Genomic DNA, 21,667 nt, shown 5'->3' with positions numbered 1-21,667 from the left:
TGTTCCCCCGGACCCCCTCTGTTCCAGGCCTCTCAGCCGAAGGCTGTGAGGCCTGCTTTAAACGTTTTGAAGGGGGCGACAGGGGGGAACTTTTTCAAAAGTTCCCCCCTGTGAATGGTTACGGAAGCGCTTTTACATGGAAGTCGTCGCATGATCCGGGTTGGATTGATTTTCCTCTAAACATTCGGCTATGATTTTATGTCCCATGCCGGAATATGTTTGGTCAACACAGATTGTGTTCGATAATCGACGCAATTACAATTCGAGAGGTGGATATGGTCCGCGCTGAAAATGCAAGTTCTTTTCCCTTGAAGGCCTTTTGGTGTGTTCTGTGTGTATTGCTGGTTGGTGTGGTCCATGCAGCGGCGGCCGATTCGCCGCGCGTGGTGCTGGTGCTCGATGCCTCCGGGTCCATGTGGGGTCAGGTTGAAGGCAGGGCGAAAATCGTTATCGCCAAAGAGGTGATGACCGAGCTTATTGACAAAATGCCGGCGGATTTTCAGACCGGCCTGATGGTTTACGGCCATCGCCGACAAGGCGACTGCAAAGATATCGAAATGGTTGTCCCCGTGGGGCCTCACAATGGCGCAGCCATGAAGGCCAAGATACTTGCCGTCAGCCCCAAGGGCAAGACCCCTTTGAGCGAGGCGGTGCGACAGGCGGCTCAGGCCTTGCGTTATACCGAAGAGCGGGCGACCGTTATTCTGGTAAGCGACGGCCTGGAGACGTGCGATGTCGATCCCTGCGCCCTTGCAGCCGAACTGGCCATGAGCGGCATGGATTTCACGGTTCATGTAATCGGATTTGACATCAGCCAGGAAGATCAGGGTCGGCTGCGTTGTCTGGCCGATAAGACCGGAGGGCTTTTTCTGGCCGCGGATGATGCCGGTTCTCTTCGTGAAGCGCTTTTCAAAACCGTTGAAGAGGTCAAGGCGCCTCCTCCGCCGGTCGTGGAAGAACCTGGGGCCGCTGTTTTGAAAGGTCCGGAGAGCGTTTCGGCAGGGTCGACCTTTTCCGTGGAGTGGGAGGGGCCGGACAGTCGCGGCGACTATATCGCCATTGCGGAAAAGGGTTCGGAGGACGCCCGTTATGTGGACTATGCGTATACCAAAAATGGCAATCCTGCCGGATTCACGGCGCCCGGAAAGGTGGGGGACTATGAATTGCGCTACATCCACGCCCGGAGCAAAAAAACGATCGGGCGCGCCGACATCAAGGTCACCCCGGTGCAGGCCGCGGTTCAGGCGCCGGCCGAAGCCGATGTCGCCGTCGAGTTTGAAGTCCAATGGCAGGGACCCGCCTATCCGAGCGATTACATTTCCATAGCGCGGCCGGACCAGGAGCCGGGCAGTTATGTGAATTACACGTACACCAGCAAGGGATCGCCATTGAAAGTGCGGGCGCCCTCGGACCCGGGTCCCTATGAAGTGCGCTACATTATGGCCAAGGGGAATAGTTTGCTGGCCAAGACGACTATCGAGATCAAAGGGGTAAGAGCTTCCGTGGATGCGCCCCCGGTTGCGGACGTGGCCGCAGAGTTTGACGTAACCTGGGAGGGGCCGGGCAACAAGGGGGACTATATCTCCATAGCGCGGCCGGACCAGGAGCCGGGTACCTATGTGAAGGGGCCGGGCAACAAGGGGGACTATATCTCCATAGCGCGGCCGGACCAGGAGCCGGGTACCTATGTGAATTACACGTACACCGGCAAGGGATCGCCATTAAAAGTGCGGGCGCCGTCCGATCCGGGGACCTATGAAGTGCGCTATATCCTGGGTCGTGGCAACAAATTGCTCGCCGCCACCACCATTGAGATCAAGGCGGTGTCTGCTTCGGTTCAGGCCCCAGCTTCTGCGGACGTGGCTGCAGAATTTGACGTAACCTGGGAGGGGCCGGGCAACAAGGGGGACTATATCTCCATAGCGCGGCCGGACCAGGAGCCGGGTACCTATGTGAATTACACGTACACCGGCAAGGGATCGCCATTGAAAGTGCGGGCGCCGTCCGATCCGGGGACTTATGAAGTGCGCTATATCCTGGGCCGTGGCAACAAATTGCTCGCCAAGGCTACGATTGAGATCGAAGCGGTCAGCGCAAAGGTATCACCACCGGCAACTGCACATGTAAATACAGGGTTTGAAGTCGCATGGGAGGGGCCGGGCTATAAAGGGGATTACATCTCCATTGCGCGGCCCGACCAGGGTCCGGGCAATTATGTCACCTACTCCTATGCAAAGGACAATCCGGTGAAAATCAAGGGCGTCAAAGAGCCTGGGACCTATGAAGTGCGGTACATCCTGGGTCTGGGCAATAAAATGTTAAGCAAGGCGACGATTACCATTAAATAATACGCTTCTCTACGAAGCTCCAGTTCAAAGCGCAGCTATGACGAAACCCCGCGTTCCCAAGTGCAACTTGGGAACGAGAACCGAGAAATAAAAAAAACGGTCATTCCTGCGGAAATCCAACACGAAGCCACTGAACTTGCAGTTTGAATTTTTCATGGGTTTTCGCATACGAATTCTATCGGGTTCCGGACACCACCCGCTGCTGCCTTTTTCTGCCGACCTGGCGCACGGCCCGAGGGAAGGGTTCTAGCTTATCAATCCCGATCGTTTGAGCTCGGCGGCCTCGTCTTCCAGGCCCATAGCCTGTAATTTCCTTACGGTGGGTCTTCCTGTTTCCACATCCCAACCTCTTTCATCGTAGTATTCATTCAACCACGAATCCATGGTGTCTTGATCCAGGGTGCTGCCTCCAAGTTTCATGGGAAGCATCGTTTTGGGGAACCGATCGTCGGCGCGGGTGGCTCCTTCTCTAACGTTGAAGCACTTCTGCAAATTCCACACGCGTTCCGCACAGGTCAAGATGTCCCGGCCGGTCGTGTCGATTCCCGTGGCCGCGGAATAGAAATCCGCGTGGAGAGCCAGGTCGTACACCTGTGTCACGGGAGCACGGCGGCAGAGGCCCTGCATGGCCACCAGAGTGAGCATGTCCTCGGCGTACCGGGTCAATCTCGGCACGCTGAGCCCCTCCGGCCCGTCGCATACGCGATCCACGGCCTCTTCAGGCACCCCGACGGCGCCGCAGTACTTCACGTAGGACTCCCTGTCCCTTTTGCGAAAGGAGATGGACGTGCTTCTCTCCATCATGCCGGCCCGGTGATTGGTGACAAATCCAAAGGTCTCCGTTGCTCCGAGTATGCCTCCCTTTCCCACCGCCGAATCGACTCCCCGGATGGAGACGTCGTACTCTTCGGCTCCTCTGCCGATCTTGACCGCGGCGCCGTGCACGCCCTCGGCCAGAATATCCCCGAATCCCTCACGATACGCCATCTTCCGGGACAGCTCGTTGAAGGTCTCGGCATCGGACGCGAGGCTCAGACCGTCGGTGTCCTCCTTTGTTACGATGTTGTTCTCATAGAGCGAAACGGCGAGGCTCACGCCGCTGATCGCCGAGAAAAAATCCAACCCGTATCTATTGACCAGCTCCAACGACTTGAATATCTCATCATAGGGCCCAATGATTCGGCCCAGCATCAGATCCACCATGATCTTCGTCCCGGGCGCGGAGGCCAGATAGCTCAGACCCGCGTACTTCCCGTCCGGTATATTGACCCATGCGTTGCAGGCCACGGGACAGGATTGGCAGGCATAATACCCGCCTTTCAGGCGGAGAAACTCCTCTGGATTGACCGCTTGTAAAAATCCTGCCAGGAAACCGTACGTTCTCCACGCCCCCACCAACTTTTCCCGCGCCTTGAACCGGTTCACGGCCTCGTCAACCAGGGCGATGAATCTCTTCTTATCGGAAACGATGATTCCTTTGGTCCCGCGCACGGCCAAGGCCTTGAGCTTCTTCGAGCCCATTACGGCTCCCATGCCCGTCCTGGCAGCGGCGGAATGTTTCTGGCTCACAGGACATGCGAATCGCACCAGGTTCTCCCCGGCCGGGCCGATGCACGTTACCCGGTAGTCTTTGCCGAGCTCTTTCCAAAGGACATCCGTTGTCTCCCAAGCGTCCTTTCCCCAGAGACGGGTGGCGTCGCATATCTCGACGGAGTCGTCGTCGATCTTCAGGTACACCGGGGTGTCCGCGGCGCCGGTCACCACCAACTGATCGTAGCCGGCGTATTTAAGCATGTTGGCCACCGAATTCCCCGTATTCGCCCAGCCGATGAGCCCGCTGAGCGGGGACTTGGCAGTTATTTCGGCTCGCGCGGCCGTCGGAGCGAACGTGCCGTTGAGGGGGCTCGACCCCATGACCAGGACATTGTCCTCTGAAAGCGGATCCGCGCCGGGTTTTATGCGATCGTAGAGCAGTTTGGTGCTCATTCCGATCCCGCCGATAAACTTCCCGGCAAGCGCGTCCTCCAGAGGCGTTTGTTGTATTTTACCGTCGCTTAGGTTCACTTCCAGTATCGTACCGGCATATCCGAAGAAGTCCTTCATCTCTTCCTCCTATTCGAGGGACAACGCTCCGTACACACAGTGCTCCACGCAGATCCTGCAGCTATTGCAGTCCTCCGTGAAAGTGATCTTGAACCCTTGTCCTGGGACGAAATCATTGTGAATGTGAGCCAGGAGAGGGTTGAACGATCCCTGAAATGCATAGGAACACCAAAGCTCACAGGTGTTGCATCCACTGCATTTCTCTTCATGTACGATGATGTCGGACATGGACGAACTCCTTACGATAAATGGTTATCGCAGATTATGCGGCGGTTCTCTCATCCACGGCCTCCGGATACCTATTCCGCCCGTTCTCGAAGTCCTTGCTTTGGCTGAAATGATAGAAAGGTGCGTGAAACCGCTAAAAGCCCTTAAAATACGACCTCCAAACCTGATTGGAACCATTTTCCGTGTTTTTCGATAATACCTCTCCTGTCGGATTCTCTCAAGGCGTTTCACAAGCCATGCCTCCTTGATGCAATTACGGCCTGTTGTGCTTCAAAAAATACGGCTCGGCCCACGGTATGGTCGATGTTTCGAATTTTCGAAACCGGATCTAAGTGATTATCAGCTTTCTTAGGGATCAAATCTTGCATTAACTCCCGGCTCCTTCTTTTTCCACGATTTTAGAGCAGGACCACTCCTGGCGCCGTGTTTCCTCGTACCGTTTTTCAGTCGCTGAATCGTTCGGGTCAACCGTGCTGATCGGCGCTGTCTTCGCGGGGACTGGGCATGGGACCGTTGAGTGGTTGTCTTTCGCCTATTGAACTTGACACTCCATTTAACTTTCGCTACTAGAAAAGCCGCAGATTACTGTGACTACAGGGCCTCCTGTTTTTGACGAGATGGCGCCGATGATGCACAGCTCGTGATTTCACTGAATCTGCATGAATAAACGGCTTTCTATCAAGTTCCGCCGATAGATTGAGAGCGATGGCTTCACCATTTTTTCAAAATGCTCACCTATTAAAGGTGTTCATAATAAAGCATTTGGACAGTTAACGGTAAGCTATACAAAGACAAGGGGAAAATCGATGAAGACACCAAGTAAGAGCGCCGGAAATCTGAAAGAGATCATTAAGCATGCCATCACGGATCTTGAAATAACACCCAAAGAGTATGAAGATATTATGATTCTATCCCAAAATGACAATACTCTGGATAAGGAAGAGAAGGCTTTATTGTCTCAGTTTAATCAGATGCTGAGTGACGGCACCATTACAAGAGTCCGCAAGTAATCATCAAACATCTTGAAACAGGTTCGACACCTGTCCTTTTTCCGGAACTCCCTCCGATTCCGGGCGCGATAACAGAGCGAGGAGGCTTTCACAAGTCAGGACAAACGAGATCATGATCATTTGCCAAGGTCCTACTAGAGCGGTAAAATCTTTTTGCGCAATTTAGGCCTTGGGGTCTCTGCTTGATGCGCTCGACGATGTAGGTTCGTGGTGAATTCGGAGGGTACGGTTTCCCCTTCCTTTTCTCCATCGGCCGGGGGATCATTTCCTATACTGGAGTCGTACCATGTGCCGGAGGTTTCTCAAGGTAGTCTTAGTCACAGCCGCGATTTTGTCTGCGTGGAACCCGAACACAGGACTGCCGGACATTAGACCCACCGTGGCTGTGCTGGACTTCGAAAGCATTGGTTCCGAGGAGCACCTTGGCAAGGCGGTGGCTGAGATCATGCGTACCGAACTGATCGGCACCGAGAAATTCAGAGTTATTGAGCGCGCCCAGATTGGCAAGGCTATAAAAGAGCATGAACTCCGGCAATCCGGTCTCTTGGACGACGAAAGCGTTGTCCAATTAGGAAAACTGCTGGGAGCGGACTTCATCGTGGTGGGCTCCGTGGTGAAAATAGGGGGGGCCTATACCATAAACTCCCGAATGCTCAACGTGGTTACCGGGGAAGCGAAACTCGGAAGCAATGTGACCGGAGACGACGTGGACCTGATCACCGGCATGAGCCGTAGCCTCCTAAAGGACTTGTTCGGCGCAAAGATCCGACCCACGGACACCACCCTCAACGAGTCCCCGCCTGTTCATGTTAAAATCCATAGAAAGGCTCAAACGGACGTCACCCTCACGGACTGGCAATTTGGTCGAGGCGACGGGAGTATAATCGCGGACCGGATCAGGCTGCTGCCCGACGGACGGATCGAAGGATACAGCCACCCCAACGAATCCCGGTGGGGTTATGAAGGTGATACCGTGGTTTTTTACCACCAAAGTGGAAGCCCCACTTGTCGCTTCACTTCGGCGGGTCAGGAAGCAGGGGGGATTGTTCTCAGAGGCTCTTTCCTGCCTGACCCCGGAATTACCCACGTTCTAAGGGAAAAGGGAAAGACTCAAAAGGTTCAAATCGATGTCACCCTATTGGTGTGGCAGTTTGGTCGGGGCGACGGGAGTATAATCGCAGACCGAATCAGGCTGTTGCCCGACGGACGGATCGAAGGATACAGCCACCCCAACGAATCCCGGTGGGGTTTGGAAGGTGATACCGTCGTCTTTTACCACCGGAATGGAAGCCCCACTTGTCGCTTCACCTCGGCGGGTGAGGAAACGGGAATGGCTGTTCTCAGAGGTCCGTTTCTGCCTGACCCCAGAATTACCCACGTTCTAAGAGAAACCAGGTAAGGCTGTTCGATCGAGCGGATCGGGTCGACATCCACTTCAGCAACGCAATGCCCTTCACGGATATACTTGGCTTGAGCCCTTTTCTCCTTTCATGCGTCTTCTCGGTAAAGGGAGCACTTCCGCGTAATGTGTGAGTGAATGGCGGATAGGTTCGGAGAGGGGGTGGGTTCCATGCCACCAGATACAAGGTTGGGTTTGCGAGCGTAACCCAACGGATGCCCCATGTGGTTGGGTTTCGCAGTGCTCAACCCAACTTACTGTACGTCTTAAATCATCGGGGGTGGTAGTTACGGTGATTGCGCGTGCTTGAGAAAAACCGGCGCACATCCGCATGGGGTCGGCGGCGCCTTTGGCCGGAGAGGTTCCGCGTGGACGTTCTTTGGCCTCCGCCTCTGAAGAACGGCTGAAGGCCGCGGACCACGAGCCGGGCATTCAGGAAGCCACGCGGCTGATTTCCAGGACGTTGGGTATACCGTTGAAGTTCGATCCTGCTCCGTATCCCGTTTGAAGGGCGGAAGCGTGTTCCGTGTATCTTCCCACAATATTGGCGAGAATGGCGACTCCGGTGGGCGTGGCGAGCTCCCGGTCGATGGGACCTTTGGCAAACGGGATCCTGTAGGTCTCCAATATCTTTTTGGTCGCCGGAGCGGGCACGTCCAGCGTACCGTGGGAGAACGTCACGGTTCCACCGCCTACGGAGACCGGCGTGCACGTGATATCGGTTTCTCCCAGAAGCTCGAGCGCTTTGATGGTTCCCACGATATCGAAGACCAGATCGGCGCATCCGATCTCATGGAAATGCACATGGTGGGTCATGTGGTATTCCTGCTCGGCCTTGATGAGTGTTTCCAAGATATTCAGGGCGCGTTGCGTACCCTCGATATCCGCCGAACCGATCGCACGCTTGATATCCTCTATGGGAAAGGACATGTCCTCGCATACGGTATCGAGATGCAAGGCCGCAATTCCGTTTCTGGAAACCTTGCGCAGGACCGCTTTTGTGCTGATGAGTGTGGACGCGGCATTTTCCGCGGTTCTCACTACAGTTTCTTGATCGGCTCCAAGATCGATCAGGGCCGCCACCGACATATTACCGGCAATCCCGTTTTTGGCATTGATATGTAAGGACATCTATTCGACGCACCTCCGTACTTGCTTAACAGGCTGTTGAAAAACGCGATCTGCGGCGTTGCGCTTCATCCCTCGTCACTGCGACGTACTCTATGTACGTCTCATTCCTCGGGATTTGCGCGCCTTGCATCTCATCGTTTTTCAACGGTCTGTAACAACCCGGCTTTTTCAACGGGCTGTTAAGGATATGGAACGAGCACTGAAAGACTCCGACCAAGGGCCGTGCAAACGAACCGGAAGGTGAAACGCATCTCCCCGCTCGAAGCCGAAGCGGCTGATCACACGCTGATTTCGAAACCACCCGTAACGAACAACAAGCTTCCGGTAATGTAGTCCGATTCGTCGGATGCAAAGAAGAGCGCTGCGCGGGCTACATCCAAAGGGGCGCCCAAACGGCCCAGAGGAATTTTGGCTTCCGCTTCTTCCCGAACCGAAGGCTCCTCCAAGTCCTCCTTGGTCATTTCCGTCAGAATGACACCGGGCGCTATGGCGTTCACGCGGATTCCGTAGGGCGCCAGCTCGAGAGCCAAACCCTTTGTCATCATTCGAACCCCTCCCTTGGAGGTCACGTAATGGCTCTGGAATTCAATGGCCAACTCGGCGGCGATGGAAGCCAGGTTGATGATGGATCCAGGGCTCTTCAAACGAATCATCTCTTTGGCAACCTTCTGAGCGCAAAAAAACGTCCCTTTCAGGTTGATGTTCATGAGACGGTCCCAGTTTTTCTCCTTTATTTGCAGAAAGGGAAGATACTCCAGGATTCCTGCATTATTCACCAACACATCTATTTTGCCGAAACGTTCGAGCGCTTGTTTAACCCCCGCCTCAATGGATTCCACCGAGCTTACATCGATCCGGACAAAAAGGGCTTCTCCGCCTTTCTTTTCAATCAAGCTTGCCGTTTCCCGGCCTCGTTCTTCCACGATTTCCGCTATTACAATCTTTGCGCCGTGCTCGGAAAAGTGAAGGGCGATTTCTCTTCCGATGCCGGAGCCGGCCCCTGTAATGAAAGCCACCTTGTTGCTTAAACGCATGTCCGCTTCCTCCACATCAGCGTGCAATGAAAATGAAATGGAACCATCTAAGAGCGGGGCACGGAGCGGCCGGTCAAAGCGCGGCAACGAGTCCCTCTCCCGGCTCGATGCACCCTACCCGAAGCCGACTTGCCGGTTTTGGCAAAGTCCTGCAAGAAGATCGTCTCCGCGGGTGTTTCGGGCACGTTGGAGTATTGGCCGGCGGATGCCGGGGCAAATCCGTTTGGTTGGTCGGGGTTTCTCCCCGGCATCCTGAGGCGCAGAAACACGGAACCTCCCTGCCGGCCGGCGGCAGCCGTCCGGCGAGGAGGTCGAGGATTTAGTATCCTACGCGACCGCGGCAGCCGCGGCTGCCAACTCCGCCTGGTCCTTGGCCGCTATCTTGTCAATCCACGGAGGAATGTTGGAGAAGATGTTGGCGAAAGACGGGCATCCCGGAATAACGAGGGCCCCGCGGTCCTTCAGATTCTGCGGAGTGAGAGATCCTTCAGCTTCCAGGTCCAGCCAGTTGTTCCAAAGGCAGTCACCCAGCAGGCAGGTTCTCTCGGGTTTGAGATCATGGGGTATGTAGGTGTTGTTTCCGACGATAAAGTTGATGGGTTCTTTCAGCTTCTTAAGTGTTCCGGCTTCGTCCGGAAAGTTGAGCGTCATGCGAAGAAGCGGCTGACATCCGGTGACGCACCCGCCGTGCGTATATACGTCCACGTTGTCATAGTAGCCTTGGATGTCGTAGAGCTTGGCCGGCACGAACTTCACCATGACCTTCTGAAGGTCCGCGCCTTTGATATTGATCTCTTCAGGCTTGGCATGACCGAAGCCCTGCCGCCCGGCGAGACGCGTAGTGGGCACATAGTCCCAGGCGTATCCGGATGCCTGGGCCGCGACGGAATCCGCCGCAACGATGTCGTCGCTCATGACGATCATGTTCATATCGCGAATCACTTCCCAATCCCGGGCCACACCCGGACCGTCTCCCTGAATGGCCCACAGCCCGTCGATAATGGTCAGATCCGGATAGATGACCTTCAAGGTGTCCGTGAACTTCAGATGAACGTCGTTGGCGTGGCGCCTTTCCTTGTCATTCCTGTGATCCGTCATGCCGTCCTGCTTCAGCACGCGCGTATAATACCCCTGGGCGTTCTTGATGCCCAAAGTCATGTGCCCCTCGATGTGGTTTTTCCATTTGGGAACGGTGATAATGACGTCCGCATCCAGCAGCGCCTTGGGACATTCAAAATAGGGGAATGTACGCGCATCCGGAATGGTGGTCCTCACATGCGAATCGTACTCGAGGCAGATGACCTCGGCGCCCGCTTTTCGCGCGGCAGCCGCAATACCGTTCTGGACCATGACGTCAACGGTGTCGATGTCCGGCACTTGCTTTACCGCTGCGGAGTCGTCGGCGACGATGATTTTTCCCACGTCGGGGACTTCATCCTTGATGAGGCCGATAAGAGCCTCCACCAGGCGCGGGTCTACGTTCCAGGCCGCTTCGGGCGGAACCGGATAAACGGAGTTCACTTTAAGGAGCACGGAATTTCCGGGCTTGACGAATTTCTTCATGCCGCCCAAATAGTCGGCGCCTTCCTTGAGCATGGCTTTGACTTGTTTTACCGCTTCCTGTGTGTACTTGCCGGGGCTTCCCGCCACCTTGTCCCGCTTGATCAGGGCCACGGTAGACTTTTCGCCAAACTTTTCCGCGATGTGTGCATTCCTCATGGGACATCTCCTTCTGGATTTTTTTGGATCCATAGTCATCCGGGTATTTCTGGCCGGCCGTATGCGTCCGCTTCGACCGTGGAACCTCGAGCATACGCATCGACCCTTCCGGACGACCCTCCTAACGCGCTCTTCATGAGCCCATTCAACCGATGACCTTCGAATCGAAACTGCACAACGGATCAGGGTATACTAGGTTCCTCCCATCACGGTTCGAAGAATCCCTAAAACGGCATCGGCTTCGAAATCCGTGTTGGGTTCTACAAGAATCTTCTTCAATACGCCTTGAACAGGGGCTTTGAGCGAGACTTCCCGGCCGTCCGCCCGGCAGACAGCAATGACTTCGTTTTTTCGAACCCAATCCCCCAGTTCCTTCACCCATTCCACCAAAAGCCCTTTATCGGCGCCAAGATCCTCGGCGGAAAGGGTGAGTTTCAAGTCCGGCATTCGGGTCGCACCTCCTTTCTCTTAAACTTAGGACCGCACTATTACAAACGATTCGGATGAGGGACGCACCGGCGCATGGTTAGATCAAGTCGGCATGCCCCTCTTTCATTAAGACCTGCGTTCTGTTTTGTACGCTAAACTACTTACGACGGAAATGCTCCGTCCAAAGGGACCTCGGGATGAAACTCATCTCCTTTTCCGCGGTTGTTTTCGATAAGCTGAAAAAGAGAGGTCTAGGGCAGGGTCTCCGAGAACACGCCCGACCTGTCCGGGCTAAAAACGTGAACCACTTCGCATGCGTGGCAAGTTCCGGAAGCAGAAAAGCTCCCGCGAAGTGGGCGGTTTCGAGGAGATCGTCTTCTTCACTCCGGCGATTCTTTGCACGGGGTGTACCTACGTGTATGGGAACCCTCTGTTCCACAAGGCGCGAGAAATACCCGGCGGCCTCATCCCCTGTAAGCGCCCTGACGTGATCGAGCAGTCCCGGTCTTGCCGGGCATACGGCTTCGTCCGGTGGAAAGATGTTAACCTCGTCTTGCTGTTTTTGGGCCGTTTTTGCCGGTTGCGAGGTACGGATGGCCCGTGTCGGGTCTTTGGAGCCCCGAGTCCAGGTAAACACGAATTTGTTTATACGAGAAACGGCTGATTTCCACTGTTTTCGGTAAAGGGCTCTTCCGGTGGTTCTCTTTTTCATCGTACCGGCTTGATGGTATGAGATCGATAACAGCCTCTCTCCGGTTGGACTCCGGATTTTTCGACCATAACATGGGACGGCGGGCGTTCCTATCCGGGACGATTCTCATTTTACGAATGGGGGATTTTCCTAGGAAGTGGGAGAAACCCCTGTTTCGGGCTATAGGTAAAACTCCCGCAACAGGGGGGGAGCGCCGCGCCGGGCTCTCTCCCATGGGCCTGCTTTCGGTCCACGATCTTTTAACGTGCGGACACCACTTTTATATCATACTCTCTTACCTCATCCGGTGTCCATGAAAACCGCGGAGGATTCAGGGCGAATTCACCCGCTCGTAGGCCCCGCGGTCTACGCCGCCGCCCTGGGGGCGGCTGAATCCTTCCAAGTCGTGGTTCGGAATCAATCCGCCCAGCCCGCCCACAGGCGCGCCGCTGTCGATGGCCGGACCGGCGGCTTCCAGGTGACCGTCAAACGTTTCCAGGGTGTCGTCGACCACTTGAGGATCCTGGGAGAGGTCATTTTCCGACAAGCCGATGTTCCCTGGTTTTGCACGGTACACCACGTTGTAGTCGATCTGAGTATCATACAGATTCATTTGGTCGAACCAGATATAGCAGGTGGTGTCTTCCGGATCCAGGAACTCCCGGTTGCCGACAAAAATAGTGTTCTGGATGGTGACGGTTTCGGATCCATTGCAGCTACCGTCGTCGCATTCGGCGGTAAGGAGGCAGTCGCCATGCCCGGTAAGGGTTGAATTGACCAACGACACGGCGGTGTCCGGCCTGAGGGCGAACGCCAGCGCGGCGCCGCCCGCGCGGCAATCGTCCACTTGATACGTGAAGGATTTCCCGTTGAAAAATCCGCAGTCGCTCCTCATCAGGCTGTTCTCGATGCGCGAGGGACCGTTGACCTTGATCTGGTTCCCGGCATTGCCGTAGGATTGGGTTCTTCTGATCGTGATTTGGCTAGGAAGACGGGTATACAGCAGGTCAAGCCCGTCCGAAGTGTTGTATCTGAATATCGAATCTTCGATGACCCAATTCCCGCCGGTCTCTCCCGTACCGACTCCGTCGCCGTATCCGCCGGCTGTCTGAGCCCAGCAGTTGTTCATTGTTTCTTCAGGGTAGGATTCCGCGCAGCCGTTCCATTCCACCGTCCATTTTTTAAAGACCATGGTTCCGGTGTTGGCGTCAATGCCGTAAATGTCACCGTCCCATCCCACCCAGCCGTTGCCGGCGATTCGAACGTTATCAACGGTCCAGTCCGCCAGCCGGCCGGCGTGAATGCCCCCTCCTGCGAGGCCGTGGATATCCAGGTCTTTCAGCGTCACGTTGGAAGAATCCGATGCGCTGATGCCGAAAGCCGCCCAATCTCCGAACGGTGGGGCATCTCGTTCGCATCGAATTGCGGGGTTTGCGTGGGATTCGACACAGTCGGAATGATCGGTGAGTTCCAGGCAGGCGACGACAGCGTTATCCGTGCCCGCCAGGCCGAGGATTTGCCAGGGTCTTTCAGCGCCCCACAGCTCGGGTGGATCGGCGCAACCCTGATTCCACCCGGCCCCCAGCATACGGGTGGGGTTGGCCGGGGAAGGACCTGACGGCAGAGGCGGCAGATGACAGTCATACGCCCATGCAGCTCCGCACCAGTCCGAATTGGGGGCGCCTATGCCCATGCGGTAGGACCCGCTCGCGATGACCAGGGTTTCACCCCCCTGGATTTTCCATTCCCCGCTGTTGTTCAAGGCCCAGAACGGGTGAGACCAGGCGCAAGGCTGATCGGTTCCGAATCCGGGGTACGGCGCGTCTTTGAGGCCCGTGCATTGATCGGCGGTTCCCCCGTCCGTTCGGACATAGTAGATGACGCCCTGCTCATTCGACGGAGATAGCAGTAACCAGATGAGAATCGCCAAACTCATCGTTCCCGAGGCAAGTTTCAGACGGATCTCCTTTCCTTGGTTGTGCTCCGATCTCCTGTTGCGGAGAGGCAAAGATTATACCAGCCTTGTGCCTCGCGAAGATGTTTGGTAGAGATGCCCTCATCCCGGCCTTCTCCCCCCAGCGAATGATTACAGAACCGTACTTCTATACCACGGCCGGCACGTTGCGTTCCAATTCATCCAGCCAGGCGGTGGCTTCGGAATCGCTGGGGGCTCGCCAATCGCTGCGCGGCGACAAGGAGCCGCCCGAACCGACTTTAGGCGCGTTGGGCAGGGCCGAGCGTTTGAACTGGCTCAGTTGAAAGAACCTATGAAGGAATACGCGAAACCATTGCTTGATGGCCGGCAGGTCATATTCGTGGCGATCTTCGTCCGGGAAGCCGACCGGCCACACGCCTCGGTCGCGATCTCCCCAGGCATGGTGCGCGAGAAAGGCGACCTTACCGGGACGGAAGCCGAATCGGCTGACATAGTAAAGGAAGAAGTCCTGGAGTTCATAGGGTCCGATGGTCTCTTCGGTTCGTTGCGCGGGCATTTCCTGTGAATCGTCCGCTCCCGGCACCAATTCCGGTGAAATCTCGGTGTGTACAATGGACTCGAGTATGTCTTCGGCCTCCGGCAATTCCCCACGCCGGATCACCCAGCGGATTAAATGCCGGATCAGGGTCTTGGGCACCGAGGCGTTGACGTTGTAGTGCGACATCTGGTCGCCAACACCATAGGTCGTCCATCCCAAGGCCAGCTCGGAAAGGTCCCCGGTCCCGATTACAATGCCGCCGTGTTGGTTTGCCAGCCGGAACAGGTGAGATGTCCGCTCGCCGGCCTGCACGTTTTCGAAGGTTACGTCATACACCGGCTCTCCTTTGGCGAACGGGTGCCGGAGATCTTCCAGCATTTGCCGGCAGGACGGACGGATATCGATCTCCTCCGCTGAAACGCGTAGTGCTGCCATCAATTTCCAGGCGTTCGTCCGGGTGTGCTCACTGGTCGCGAATCCGGGCATGGTGTACGCCAGGACGTTTTTTCGAGGCAGGCCGAGCCGATCCATGCACCGGCAAGCGACTATGACGGCCTGGGTGGAATCCAAACCGCCGGAAACGCCGATGACCACTTTCTGGATACCCGTTGCTTCCAGCCGTTTGGCCAGGGACGCAACCTGAATATGGTAGGCTTCAAAACACCGCTCGTCCCACTCGGCGGGATCGGCGGGTACGTAGGGGAAGCGATCTACATTGCGCCGCAATTCCAGCTTGCCGCTCGGAGCGCCGATCCGGAAGGGTACGCGCCGCATATGGATAAGCCGGTCCGCGTGACAACGCACGGAATCGTTAAAGCTGGTCATCCGCATCCGCTCCTGTCGAAGGCGATCCAGGTCTATGTCGGCGGCGATCAGTTGCTCGTTGGGGCTGAAGCGCTCCGATTCGGCCAGCAGCCGGCTGTTCTCGTAGATCAGCGCGTGCCCGTCCCAGGCCAGATCCGTCGTCGACTCGCCGTGACCGGCTGCCGCATAAAGGTACGCGGAAATACATTTGCCCGATTGCCCCGCGACCAGATCGTGGCGGTACGCCCCCTTGCCGATGGTAATGTTGCTCGCCGAAAGGTTTGCCAGCACCGTCGCGCCCGCCAGGGCGGCATAGGAAGAAGGTGGAATCGGCACCCAGAGGTCTTCGCAAATCTCGACGTGCAGCACAAAGTCAGGGATATCCTCGACCACAAAGAGCAAGTCGCTTCCGAATGGAACCGTCCGGCCCAGCAGCCGAATTTCTCTCGATATCGCGGCGAATCCGGATGTAAATTGACGTTTTTCGTAAAACTCGCGGTAATTGGGCAGGTAGCATTTTGGAATCGCGCCCAGGACTTGTCCGCGGTGGATAAGCAGGGCGCAGTTAAACAGTTTTTGTTCCCATCGAAGGGGAGCGCCGACCAGCAATGCAGCCGGTATCTCTTTGCTTGCGGCTACGATGCGGCCGATGGCCTCCTCGGTCGCATCGAGCAGGCCGTCTTGATGGAACAGGTCTTCGTTGGAATAAGCGGACAATCCGAGTTCCGGAAAGAGCGCCAGCACGGCGCCTTCACCCGCCGCGCGCCGCGACAGTTCGATGCTCCGGTCGGCGTTGAACAGCGGGGCGCCGATCTTCACTCGTGGCACGCAGACCGCCGTACGTACAAATCCGTGCCGATAGATGGAATCGAAAGGAAGGGCATGGTTTGTCATGCATATTCACCGTTATTGGCCGACCTGAGCCGGCATAGGGCATTCACACTATCGTGGGATCCATGAACCGCTTCGCACGTCGAATGGATTCTTTTGTAACAATGCCCTGTACGCTTGTCATTGATGAACCGGTTGTCGGGGTCGCGGACGCAGAAACAATCCCTGCACGATTCCCCATTACTACCAAATCGCCGATCGGCAATCCAGGCTTCTTCGGCGAGAAAAAGAAAGGGCAAGCTAAACTTGCCCCTCGCTCCAGAACCGTTGGGATACTGTTCGTCGCATGGCCTTAGAAGTCGTTGAGATCTTTATCCTCCAACGGAATCATCGGCCCGGGATGGAGTACCTTCGCTTTGGGAACGGTCGCCGTGCTTTTTCCGAGTTTGCCGGACGCGGCGGCAAGGGTTTTATTCCTGCGAACCGCCAGGCCTTGCTGAACGACCGCGCCATGACCGTTGCTCGATCGCCTGCCGCTTCCGCCGACCAGGGACATGAGTTCCGCCACGTATCCCGCCATCTGATCGGCCTGAACATTCATTTCCTTGGCGGCGCCTGCGTTCTCCTCGGCGTTGGAAGCATTCCGCTGGGTGATCTTGTCCATTTCAGCCACGGCCTTGCTCACCTGGTCAATGCCCTGAGCCTGCTCTTTGGAGGCGGCTGCGATCTCGGCCACCAGTTCGCCGACCCTGGACGAACTCTCGGATACTCGGGAGAACGCGTCGTTGGTTCTGGTTACCAGGTCGGAACCTTCCTTGATCTTTTTCACTGTTCCATCGAGGAGGCCGGCCGTGTCCCTGGCTGCCTGGGCTGCCCGCTTGGCCAGATTTCTGACCTAGTCCGCCACTACCGCGAATCCGGCTCCGGCTTCCCCCGCTCGAGCCGCTTCAACGGCCGCGTTCAAAGCCAGCAGATTGGTTTGAAAGGCGATTTCATCAATGGTCTTGATGATTTTGGACGTCTTTTCGCTGGCTTTGGATATCTCGATCATGGACGCTGTAAGCTGGGCCAAGGACTCGTTGGCCCGGGACACCACCTCATTCGCCTGATTCATGAGATGATTGGCCTGCTGGGCATTGACGGCGTTCTGTTCCGTCATGGAAGACATCTGTTCCATGGACGAAGACGTCTCCTCGAGTGAAGCCGCCTGCTCTGAAGCGCCCTCGGCTCCTGACTGACTGGCCGAGGTCACCTTTTCGGAAGAGGAGGCCAACCGGTTCGAGTTTTCGCCTAAACCTCCAATAATGCGGTCGAGAGGCCTGGAGATCAGGCGGACGATGAACAGACCGATCAGCACCACGACAACGGCGCCGATCCCGGCAACCCCGCCGGACGCCCACAGGATTCTCCGGACGTCGGACATGATGTCGGCTCGATCTACAGACACCGTGAAACAGAGATCGGAATGATTTCGATCGCGGCCTTTCTCGTCGAAAAGTCCCTCGGGACTGAGGATCGGATAGAAGGTGAGGTATTCGCTCTTTTTTCCGAATTCGAAACCGCGCACCTGCCCGCTTTCGGTTCCCTGCAGCCACGCTTTAAGTGAATCCGGCATTTCCAGGGAGCTGCCGGTCATTTTCTCGTCCGAGTGGCTGAGCGCTAAACCGGAGGATCGGTTCAAGACGGCGATGTTGAGCTTGTTAAACCCATTCCCTTTCATTTCCTCATGCAGAGTGTTGACTTTTTCCTGTACCTTTGCCCAGTCCACAAATGCGATAAAGTACCCGTTGGGCTCGCGCTCAAAGTTCGCAGTCTTGAAACTGAACATAAACGTATGTCCGGACCCTGGGAGGATCTCTTTAACAAGAGCACTCTTTGCCAGGGCGGCGGACCGTGGGGGCTTATCGGAAAGTTCGGACACTCCCTCGAGGGACCGCCCAAGGAATCTTCCCTTGGCTTCGTCCTTCCGAGCTCCCGCGGAGGCCGTTACGAGCACTTTTCCCTCCATATCCACCAGCATTAGCAAAGAAAAACCAGGATCCTCTTCGAGGTAGGATGAGAACTTGTCTTCCATGTTCGTGGTTTGGAACTGGATGGCCATGCCATATATGTCCTTTGCGGTCCAATTCAGGAACCGCGTTTTCTGCGTTTCGATGAACGTGTCGATTTCCCTGGCCCCGCTCCGGCTGAGGATGTTCATGATACGTTTACTGTTCTCCGCCGTACTCAGTGCGGAATAGTAGGTAATGCCCACGATGGCGAGCAAGGGCGCCAATGACAAGAGCAATCCGAACAGGATTTTGAACCGAAGACTACGGGATAAAAGGCGCTTTAACATCTCGCTCTCCTTTCAGCCTGTTTAGACTCATCCTTCTCAGGCAAATGAGCGGAACGCTTGTTTATGAAGTGCCAATAGGCTAAGTCTCCAAATTACTCATTAGGAAGCTTTTCGAGATGACTGGGTTTCCCGGCTGTCGCCCGCGCCGCGTACCACCTGGTCACGTGCGCGCGCTGTTTCCTCCCCGGGCAGGGTGGGGACCCCACAACATATCCGTGATCATATACACCGTCACTTTCGCCTTTTCCCTATTCATCCTCGATCTCCTTTCCAGCGACGATATCCCTCGATAGCTTACTGTCATACAAATCGGCGCCCACCGCAAAAACTTTATTCAAAAATGCTGTTATTGAGAACTGTTGGATCACACTCCTTCTATTATAGATGTCTGAACGACATATTCTATGGATGTCTTCATCATTTGTACATAATATTTTAGTGATACGTTTCTTGGGTTTCCCGATGAAGCGGTATAGAAATATAGATGGAACCTCACACCTGGTGCGAAGTCTTTGGGAGCCGGAGATTCACCAACCGAAGCGAAGATAGAGGGCGAACTACCTTGCCCTCTATCATTCAAGCATTTGGATTCGTGAGATGGTACAGCTGGTTAGAAGTCACTAAGATCCTTATCTTCCAGCGGAATCATCTGCTCGGGATGAACTTCCTTTCCCCTGGGAAGGACCGCCGTCTTTTTTCCGACTTTGCCTGAAGAGGACGCCGGACGCCGATGTGTACGCGCCGGCGCGTTGTGTGGAGCGACCTTGCCGCTGCGACCGTTGCTTAAACCCTTACCGCTTCCGCCGACCAGCGCCATCAATTCGGCCACGTATACCGCCATCTGCTCCGATTGGGCGCTCATCTCTTCCGCCGCGCCGGCGTTTTCCTCGGCATTGGCCGCATTGCGTTGGACAACCTTATCCATTTCCGTCACCGCTTTGTTGACCTGCTCGATGCCCTGGGCCTGCTCGTTCGAGCCTGCGGCGATCTCGGCCACCAGTCCACCGACTTTCGAGGAGCTCTCGGACACTTGAGAAAACGCTTCATTAGTGGCACTCACCAGTTCCGTGCCGTCCTTGACCTTTTTGACCGTGCTTTCAATCAAATTGGCCGTGTTTTTAGCCGCGTCCGCCGCTCTCATGGCCAAGTTACGCACCTCATCGGCCACCACGGCGAAGCCTGCCCCCGCTTCCCCCGCCCGGGCCGCCTCAACCGCCGCGTTCAAGGCCAGGAGATTCGTCTGGAAGGCGATTTCGTCAATGGTCTTGACGATCTTCTGGGTCTCTTCGCTGGCCCTGGATATCTCCGCCATGGATTCGGTCAGTTCCGACATGGACCGGTTCGCCTTGCTCACGATCTGATTTGTATCCTTCATTATGACATTCGCCTCTTCGGCATGGTCCGCGTTCTGTTTGGTCATGGAAGCCATCTCTTCCATGGACGAAGACGTCTCTTCAATGGATGCGGCCTGCTCGGAAGTCCCCTCCGCCAGAGACTGACTAGCCGAGGAAACTTGCCCGGCCCCGGATGCGACCTGTTCGGCGCTCTCCTTCATTTGAATGGAGATCCTTCTAAGAAGAGCAGTAATTCCTCGGGCGATCAGAAAGGCCAACAGCACTCCGGCGACGATGGCCACAATGCTCACAAGCGTCACGTTGCGCTGCGTCGCTTGCGTCATGTCCATCATGGCCTCATTGTCGATCTCGGTTTTCTTTTTTACCTCCGCACGGATTTCTTGCAACAGTTTTTGGGTCGCATGAAGGGCCGGAACGGTTTGGGTTGCGTATATGGCGTTCGCTTTTTCCATCCCATCCATGTCCCGCATCACTTCAGCCTTGAGTGTGTCCAGATGGCCGACCGTTTCATTCAATAAAGGGGCCGTGACCTGACGGAACTGATTCTGCGCTGCCTCGATCTTGCCGGAAGCCAGATGCTGCTCTATATCGACGGCTGATTGGTGCAGTTTGTCATGGGTAGTCCGCATTTGATCCCACGCTCTCCTAAAATCGGCACCCCCGGCTTCATATATCTGCTTGGCTTGTTCCGTTGCCAGCCATTCCCCGAGGGCGCACTTCGTCGGATCCGTCTGAACGCCAAGTGAGTCAGTCTGCTGGAGAAAAGCCTCTCGAATCCGGGCGGCCCACTTCAAGTGATCCACTTCCTTCTCCGTAAAGAGGAGAGGCAATTTCGAATCCGCCTGTTTGAAGACTTCGCCTATCTCGATTGCCGAGCGGTGCAGCTTCCGGTGCGGATCCTCGATTTCCTTCAGAAGAGTGGAAAGCGAAGGGAGTGTTCTTTCAGTCTCTTTTCGCCCTGCGCCATAAAGCCATTCTCCAAAGGCGCATTTGTGATCGTCTGTTTCAACTTCGAGCTTGTGTATATTGTCGTCCGTCAAGAGCGCATTGAGTTTGGCGGCCCAATTGAGGTGATCTATTTCTTTTTGAGCAAGCGTCTCATTGAGCTCGTGGCCTGCGGCGACACGATCGGCGTTACGGACGATTCCTTTGACGCCGAAAAGACTCGTGGCGCTCACCACGATCAACAGGGTTAACACAAACCCGAAGCCGAGTCCCATCTTCCTTCCAACACTCATACTCTTCCAGTTCATATCCATTCTCCCATGACCACTTGGACCCTGAGGACACCGGATGTTCCCTTTGCAAAAAGATCTCGGTCTTCAGGTTTTGTGAAAGTTCCATGTTCAAATCGGTAAAATTCTTATCCTCCGACGGCATCAGGAGGTTGGGAGCGATTTCCTTACTTCTGGGAAGTCTGAACCCACCACGATTCCGATCAAGATCGCGCTTGGTTCGGCCTTGAGCCCAACCACGATGATACAAGTCCGTTCCGTGTATTCCGTGGATTTCATGCCGAATCTCAATCTCAGGTCCATCACCGGAATAACGTTTTCTCCATTGAAGCAATGGAGCGTCTCGGGGGCGAGGTCCGATACGGATGATTGAGGGCCCAATCCCCTCCCATTTTTTTTCGAGTCGTTTATTCTATCTATAGATATAGTCGGAATTCCGGAGGTTTTTCTTTAGCTTCAAGATCCGACTAGTCCGTCGCAAACGCTCCGCTGCTTGTGGCTGCGACTCGTTCGGAGAAACAGAGGTTGCAATGATTTG

The 21,667-nt window shown here is 55.6% G+C and carries 13 protein-coding genes and 1 pseudogene; 3 read left to right on the top strand and 11 right to left on the bottom strand.

Annotation, left to right across the window (positions count from 1 at the left end):
• The first annotated feature begins 275 nt into the window (after positions 1-275).
• Positions 276-2,348, top strand: coding sequence for a VWA domain-containing protein (locus tag HY788_19400; GenBank protein MBI4776315.1), 2,073 nt, complete (start codon positions 276-278; stop codon positions 2,346-2,348).
• Between the two features lie 246 nt (positions 2,349-2,594).
• Here the strand turns inward: HY788_19400 and HY788_19395 are convergent, their stop codons facing one another.
• Both HY788_19395 and HY788_19390 read right to left on the bottom strand, forming a co-directional pair.
• The gene (locus HY788_19395) at positions 2,595-4,451 is read right to left on the bottom strand and encodes a hypothetical protein (GenBank protein ID MBI4776314.1); all 1,857 of its coding nucleotides are present in this window, start codon (positions 4,449-4,451) and stop codon (positions 2,595-2,597) included.
• Between the two features lie 9 nt (positions 4,452-4,460).
• On the bottom strand, positions 4,461-4,679 hold the full coding sequence (locus HY788_19390) for a hypothetical protein (GenBank protein ID MBI4776313.1): 219 nt from the start codon (positions 4,677-4,679) through the stop codon (positions 4,461-4,463).
• Between the two features lie 806 nt (positions 4,680-5,485).
• Here HY788_19390 and HY788_19385 point away from each other — a divergent pair.
• Together HY788_19385 and HY788_19380 are read left to right on the top strand one after the other, a co-directional pair.
• Positions 5,486-5,689 (top strand): hypothetical protein, encoded by a 204-nt coding sequence (locus tag HY788_19385; GenBank protein MBI4776312.1) that lies wholly within the window; start codon positions 5,486-5,488, stop codon positions 5,687-5,689.
• 286 nt (positions 5,690-5,975) lie between these two features.
• Positions 5,976-7,088, top strand: a complete 1,113-nt coding sequence (locus HY788_19380) for a hypothetical protein (GenBank protein ID MBI4776311.1) — start codon at positions 5,976-5,978, stop codon at positions 7,086-7,088.
• 432 nt (positions 7,089-7,520) lie between these two features.
• Here HY788_19380 and HY788_19375 read toward each other — a convergent pair whose 3' ends face one another.
• The 9 genes and pseudogenes from HY788_19375 to HY788_19335 all read right to left on the bottom strand — a co-directional run bounded on the left by HY788_19375 (position 7,521) and on the right by HY788_19335 (position 21,432).
• Complete coding sequence (locus tag HY788_19375) at positions 7,521-8,219, bottom strand: DUF111 family protein (GenBank protein ID MBI4776310.1); 699 nt, start codon at positions 8,217-8,219, stop codon at positions 7,521-7,523.
• 278 nt (positions 8,220-8,497) lie between these two features.
• A complete protein-coding gene (locus HY788_19370; protein MBI4776309.1) occupies positions 8,498-9,253 on the bottom strand; it encodes an SDR family oxidoreductase in 756 nt (251 codons plus the stop codon).
• Between the two features lie 327 nt (positions 9,254-9,580).
• Positions 9,581-10,972 (bottom strand): DUF362 domain-containing protein, encoded by a 1,392-nt coding sequence (locus tag HY788_19365; protein MBI4776308.1) that lies wholly within the window; start codon positions 10,970-10,972, stop codon positions 9,581-9,583.
• A gap of 192 nt (positions 10,973-11,164) precedes the next feature.
• The gene (locus tag HY788_19360) at positions 11,165-11,419 is read right to left on the bottom strand and encodes a hypothetical protein (protein ID MBI4776307.1); all 255 of its coding nucleotides are present in this window, start codon (positions 11,417-11,419) and stop codon (positions 11,165-11,167) included.
• A gap of 1,004 nt (positions 11,420-12,423) precedes the next feature.
• Complete coding sequence (locus HY788_19355; protein ID MBI4776306.1) at positions 12,424-14,022, bottom strand: right-handed parallel beta-helix repeat-containing protein; 1,599 nt, start codon at positions 14,020-14,022, stop codon at positions 12,424-12,426.
• 172 nt (positions 14,023-14,194) lie between these two features.
• A complete protein-coding gene (locus HY788_19350; GenBank protein ID MBI4776305.1) occupies positions 14,195-16,264 on the bottom strand; it encodes an NAD(+) synthase in 2,070 nt (689 codons plus the stop codon).
• A 289-nt stretch (positions 16,265-16,553) separates the two neighbouring features.
• Positions 16,554-18,401 (bottom strand): annotated as a pseudogene (locus HY788_19345) (hypothetical protein).
• Positions 18,402-19,149: 748 nt separating this feature from the next.
• Positions 19,150-21,132: a CZB domain-containing protein gene (locus HY788_19340; protein MBI4776304.1), complete on the bottom strand. Its 1,983-nt coding sequence runs from the start codon at positions 21,130-21,132 to the stop codon at positions 19,150-19,152.
• 141 nt (positions 21,133-21,273) lie between these two features.
• A complete protein-coding gene (locus HY788_19335) occupies positions 21,274-21,432 on the bottom strand; it encodes a hypothetical protein (GenBank protein MBI4776303.1) in 159 nt (52 codons plus the stop codon).
• Between the last annotated feature and the right edge of the window lie 235 nt (positions 21,433-21,667).

The organism is Deltaproteobacteria bacterium (assembly GCA_016208165.1).
Lineage (GTDB): Bacteria > Desulfobacterota > Desulfarculia > JACQYL01 > JACQYL01 > JACQYL01.
Note: the sequence above shows the minus strand (reverse complement) of the source record. Positions and strands in the feature narration are given on the sequence as shown.

Bases quoted from the DNA above. Each gene is read 5' to 3' on its own strand.
- HY788_19370 (MBI4776309.1), bottom strand. From the start codon at position 9,253: ATGCGTTTAAGCAACAAGGTGGCTTTCATTACAGGGGCCGGCTCCGGC.
- HY788_19380 (MBI4776311.1), top strand. From the start codon at position 5,976: ATGTGCCGGAGGTTTCTCAAGGTAGTCTTAGTCACAGCCGCGATTTTG.
- HY788_19400 (MBI4776315.1), top strand. From the start codon at position 276: ATGGTCCGCGCTGAAAATGCAAGTTCTTTTCCCTTGAAGGCCTTTTGG.
- HY788_19390 (MBI4776313.1), bottom strand. From the start codon at position 4,679: ATGTCCGACATCATCGTACATGAAGAGAAATGCAGTGGATGCAACACC.
- HY788_19340 (MBI4776304.1), bottom strand. From the start codon at position 21,132: ATGAGTGTTGGAAGGAAGATGGGACTCGGCTTCGGGTTTGTGTTAACC.
- HY788_19335 (MBI4776303.1), bottom strand. From the start codon at position 21,432: ATGGACCTGAGATTGAGATTCGGCATGAAATCCACGGAATACACGGAA.
- HY788_19365 (MBI4776308.1), bottom strand. From the start codon at position 10,972: ATGAGGAATGCACACATCGCGGAAAAGTTTGGCGAAAAGTCTACCGTG.
- HY788_19395 (MBI4776314.1), bottom strand. From the start codon at position 4,451: ATGAAGGACTTCTTCGGATATGCCGGTACGATACTGGAAGTGAACCTA.
- HY788_19375 (MBI4776310.1), bottom strand. From the start codon at position 8,219: ATGTCCTTACATATCAATGCCAAAAACGGGATTGCCGGTAATATGTCG.
- HY788_19385 (MBI4776312.1), top strand. From the start codon at position 5,486: ATGAAGACACCAAGTAAGAGCGCCGGAAATCTGAAAGAGATCATTAAG.
- HY788_19360 (MBI4776307.1), bottom strand. From the start codon at position 11,419: ATGCCGGACTTGAAACTCACCCTTTCCGCCGAGGATCTTGGCGCCGAT.
- HY788_19350 (MBI4776305.1), bottom strand. From the start codon at position 16,264: ATGACAAACCATGCCCTTCCTTTCGATTCCATCTATCGGCACGGATTT.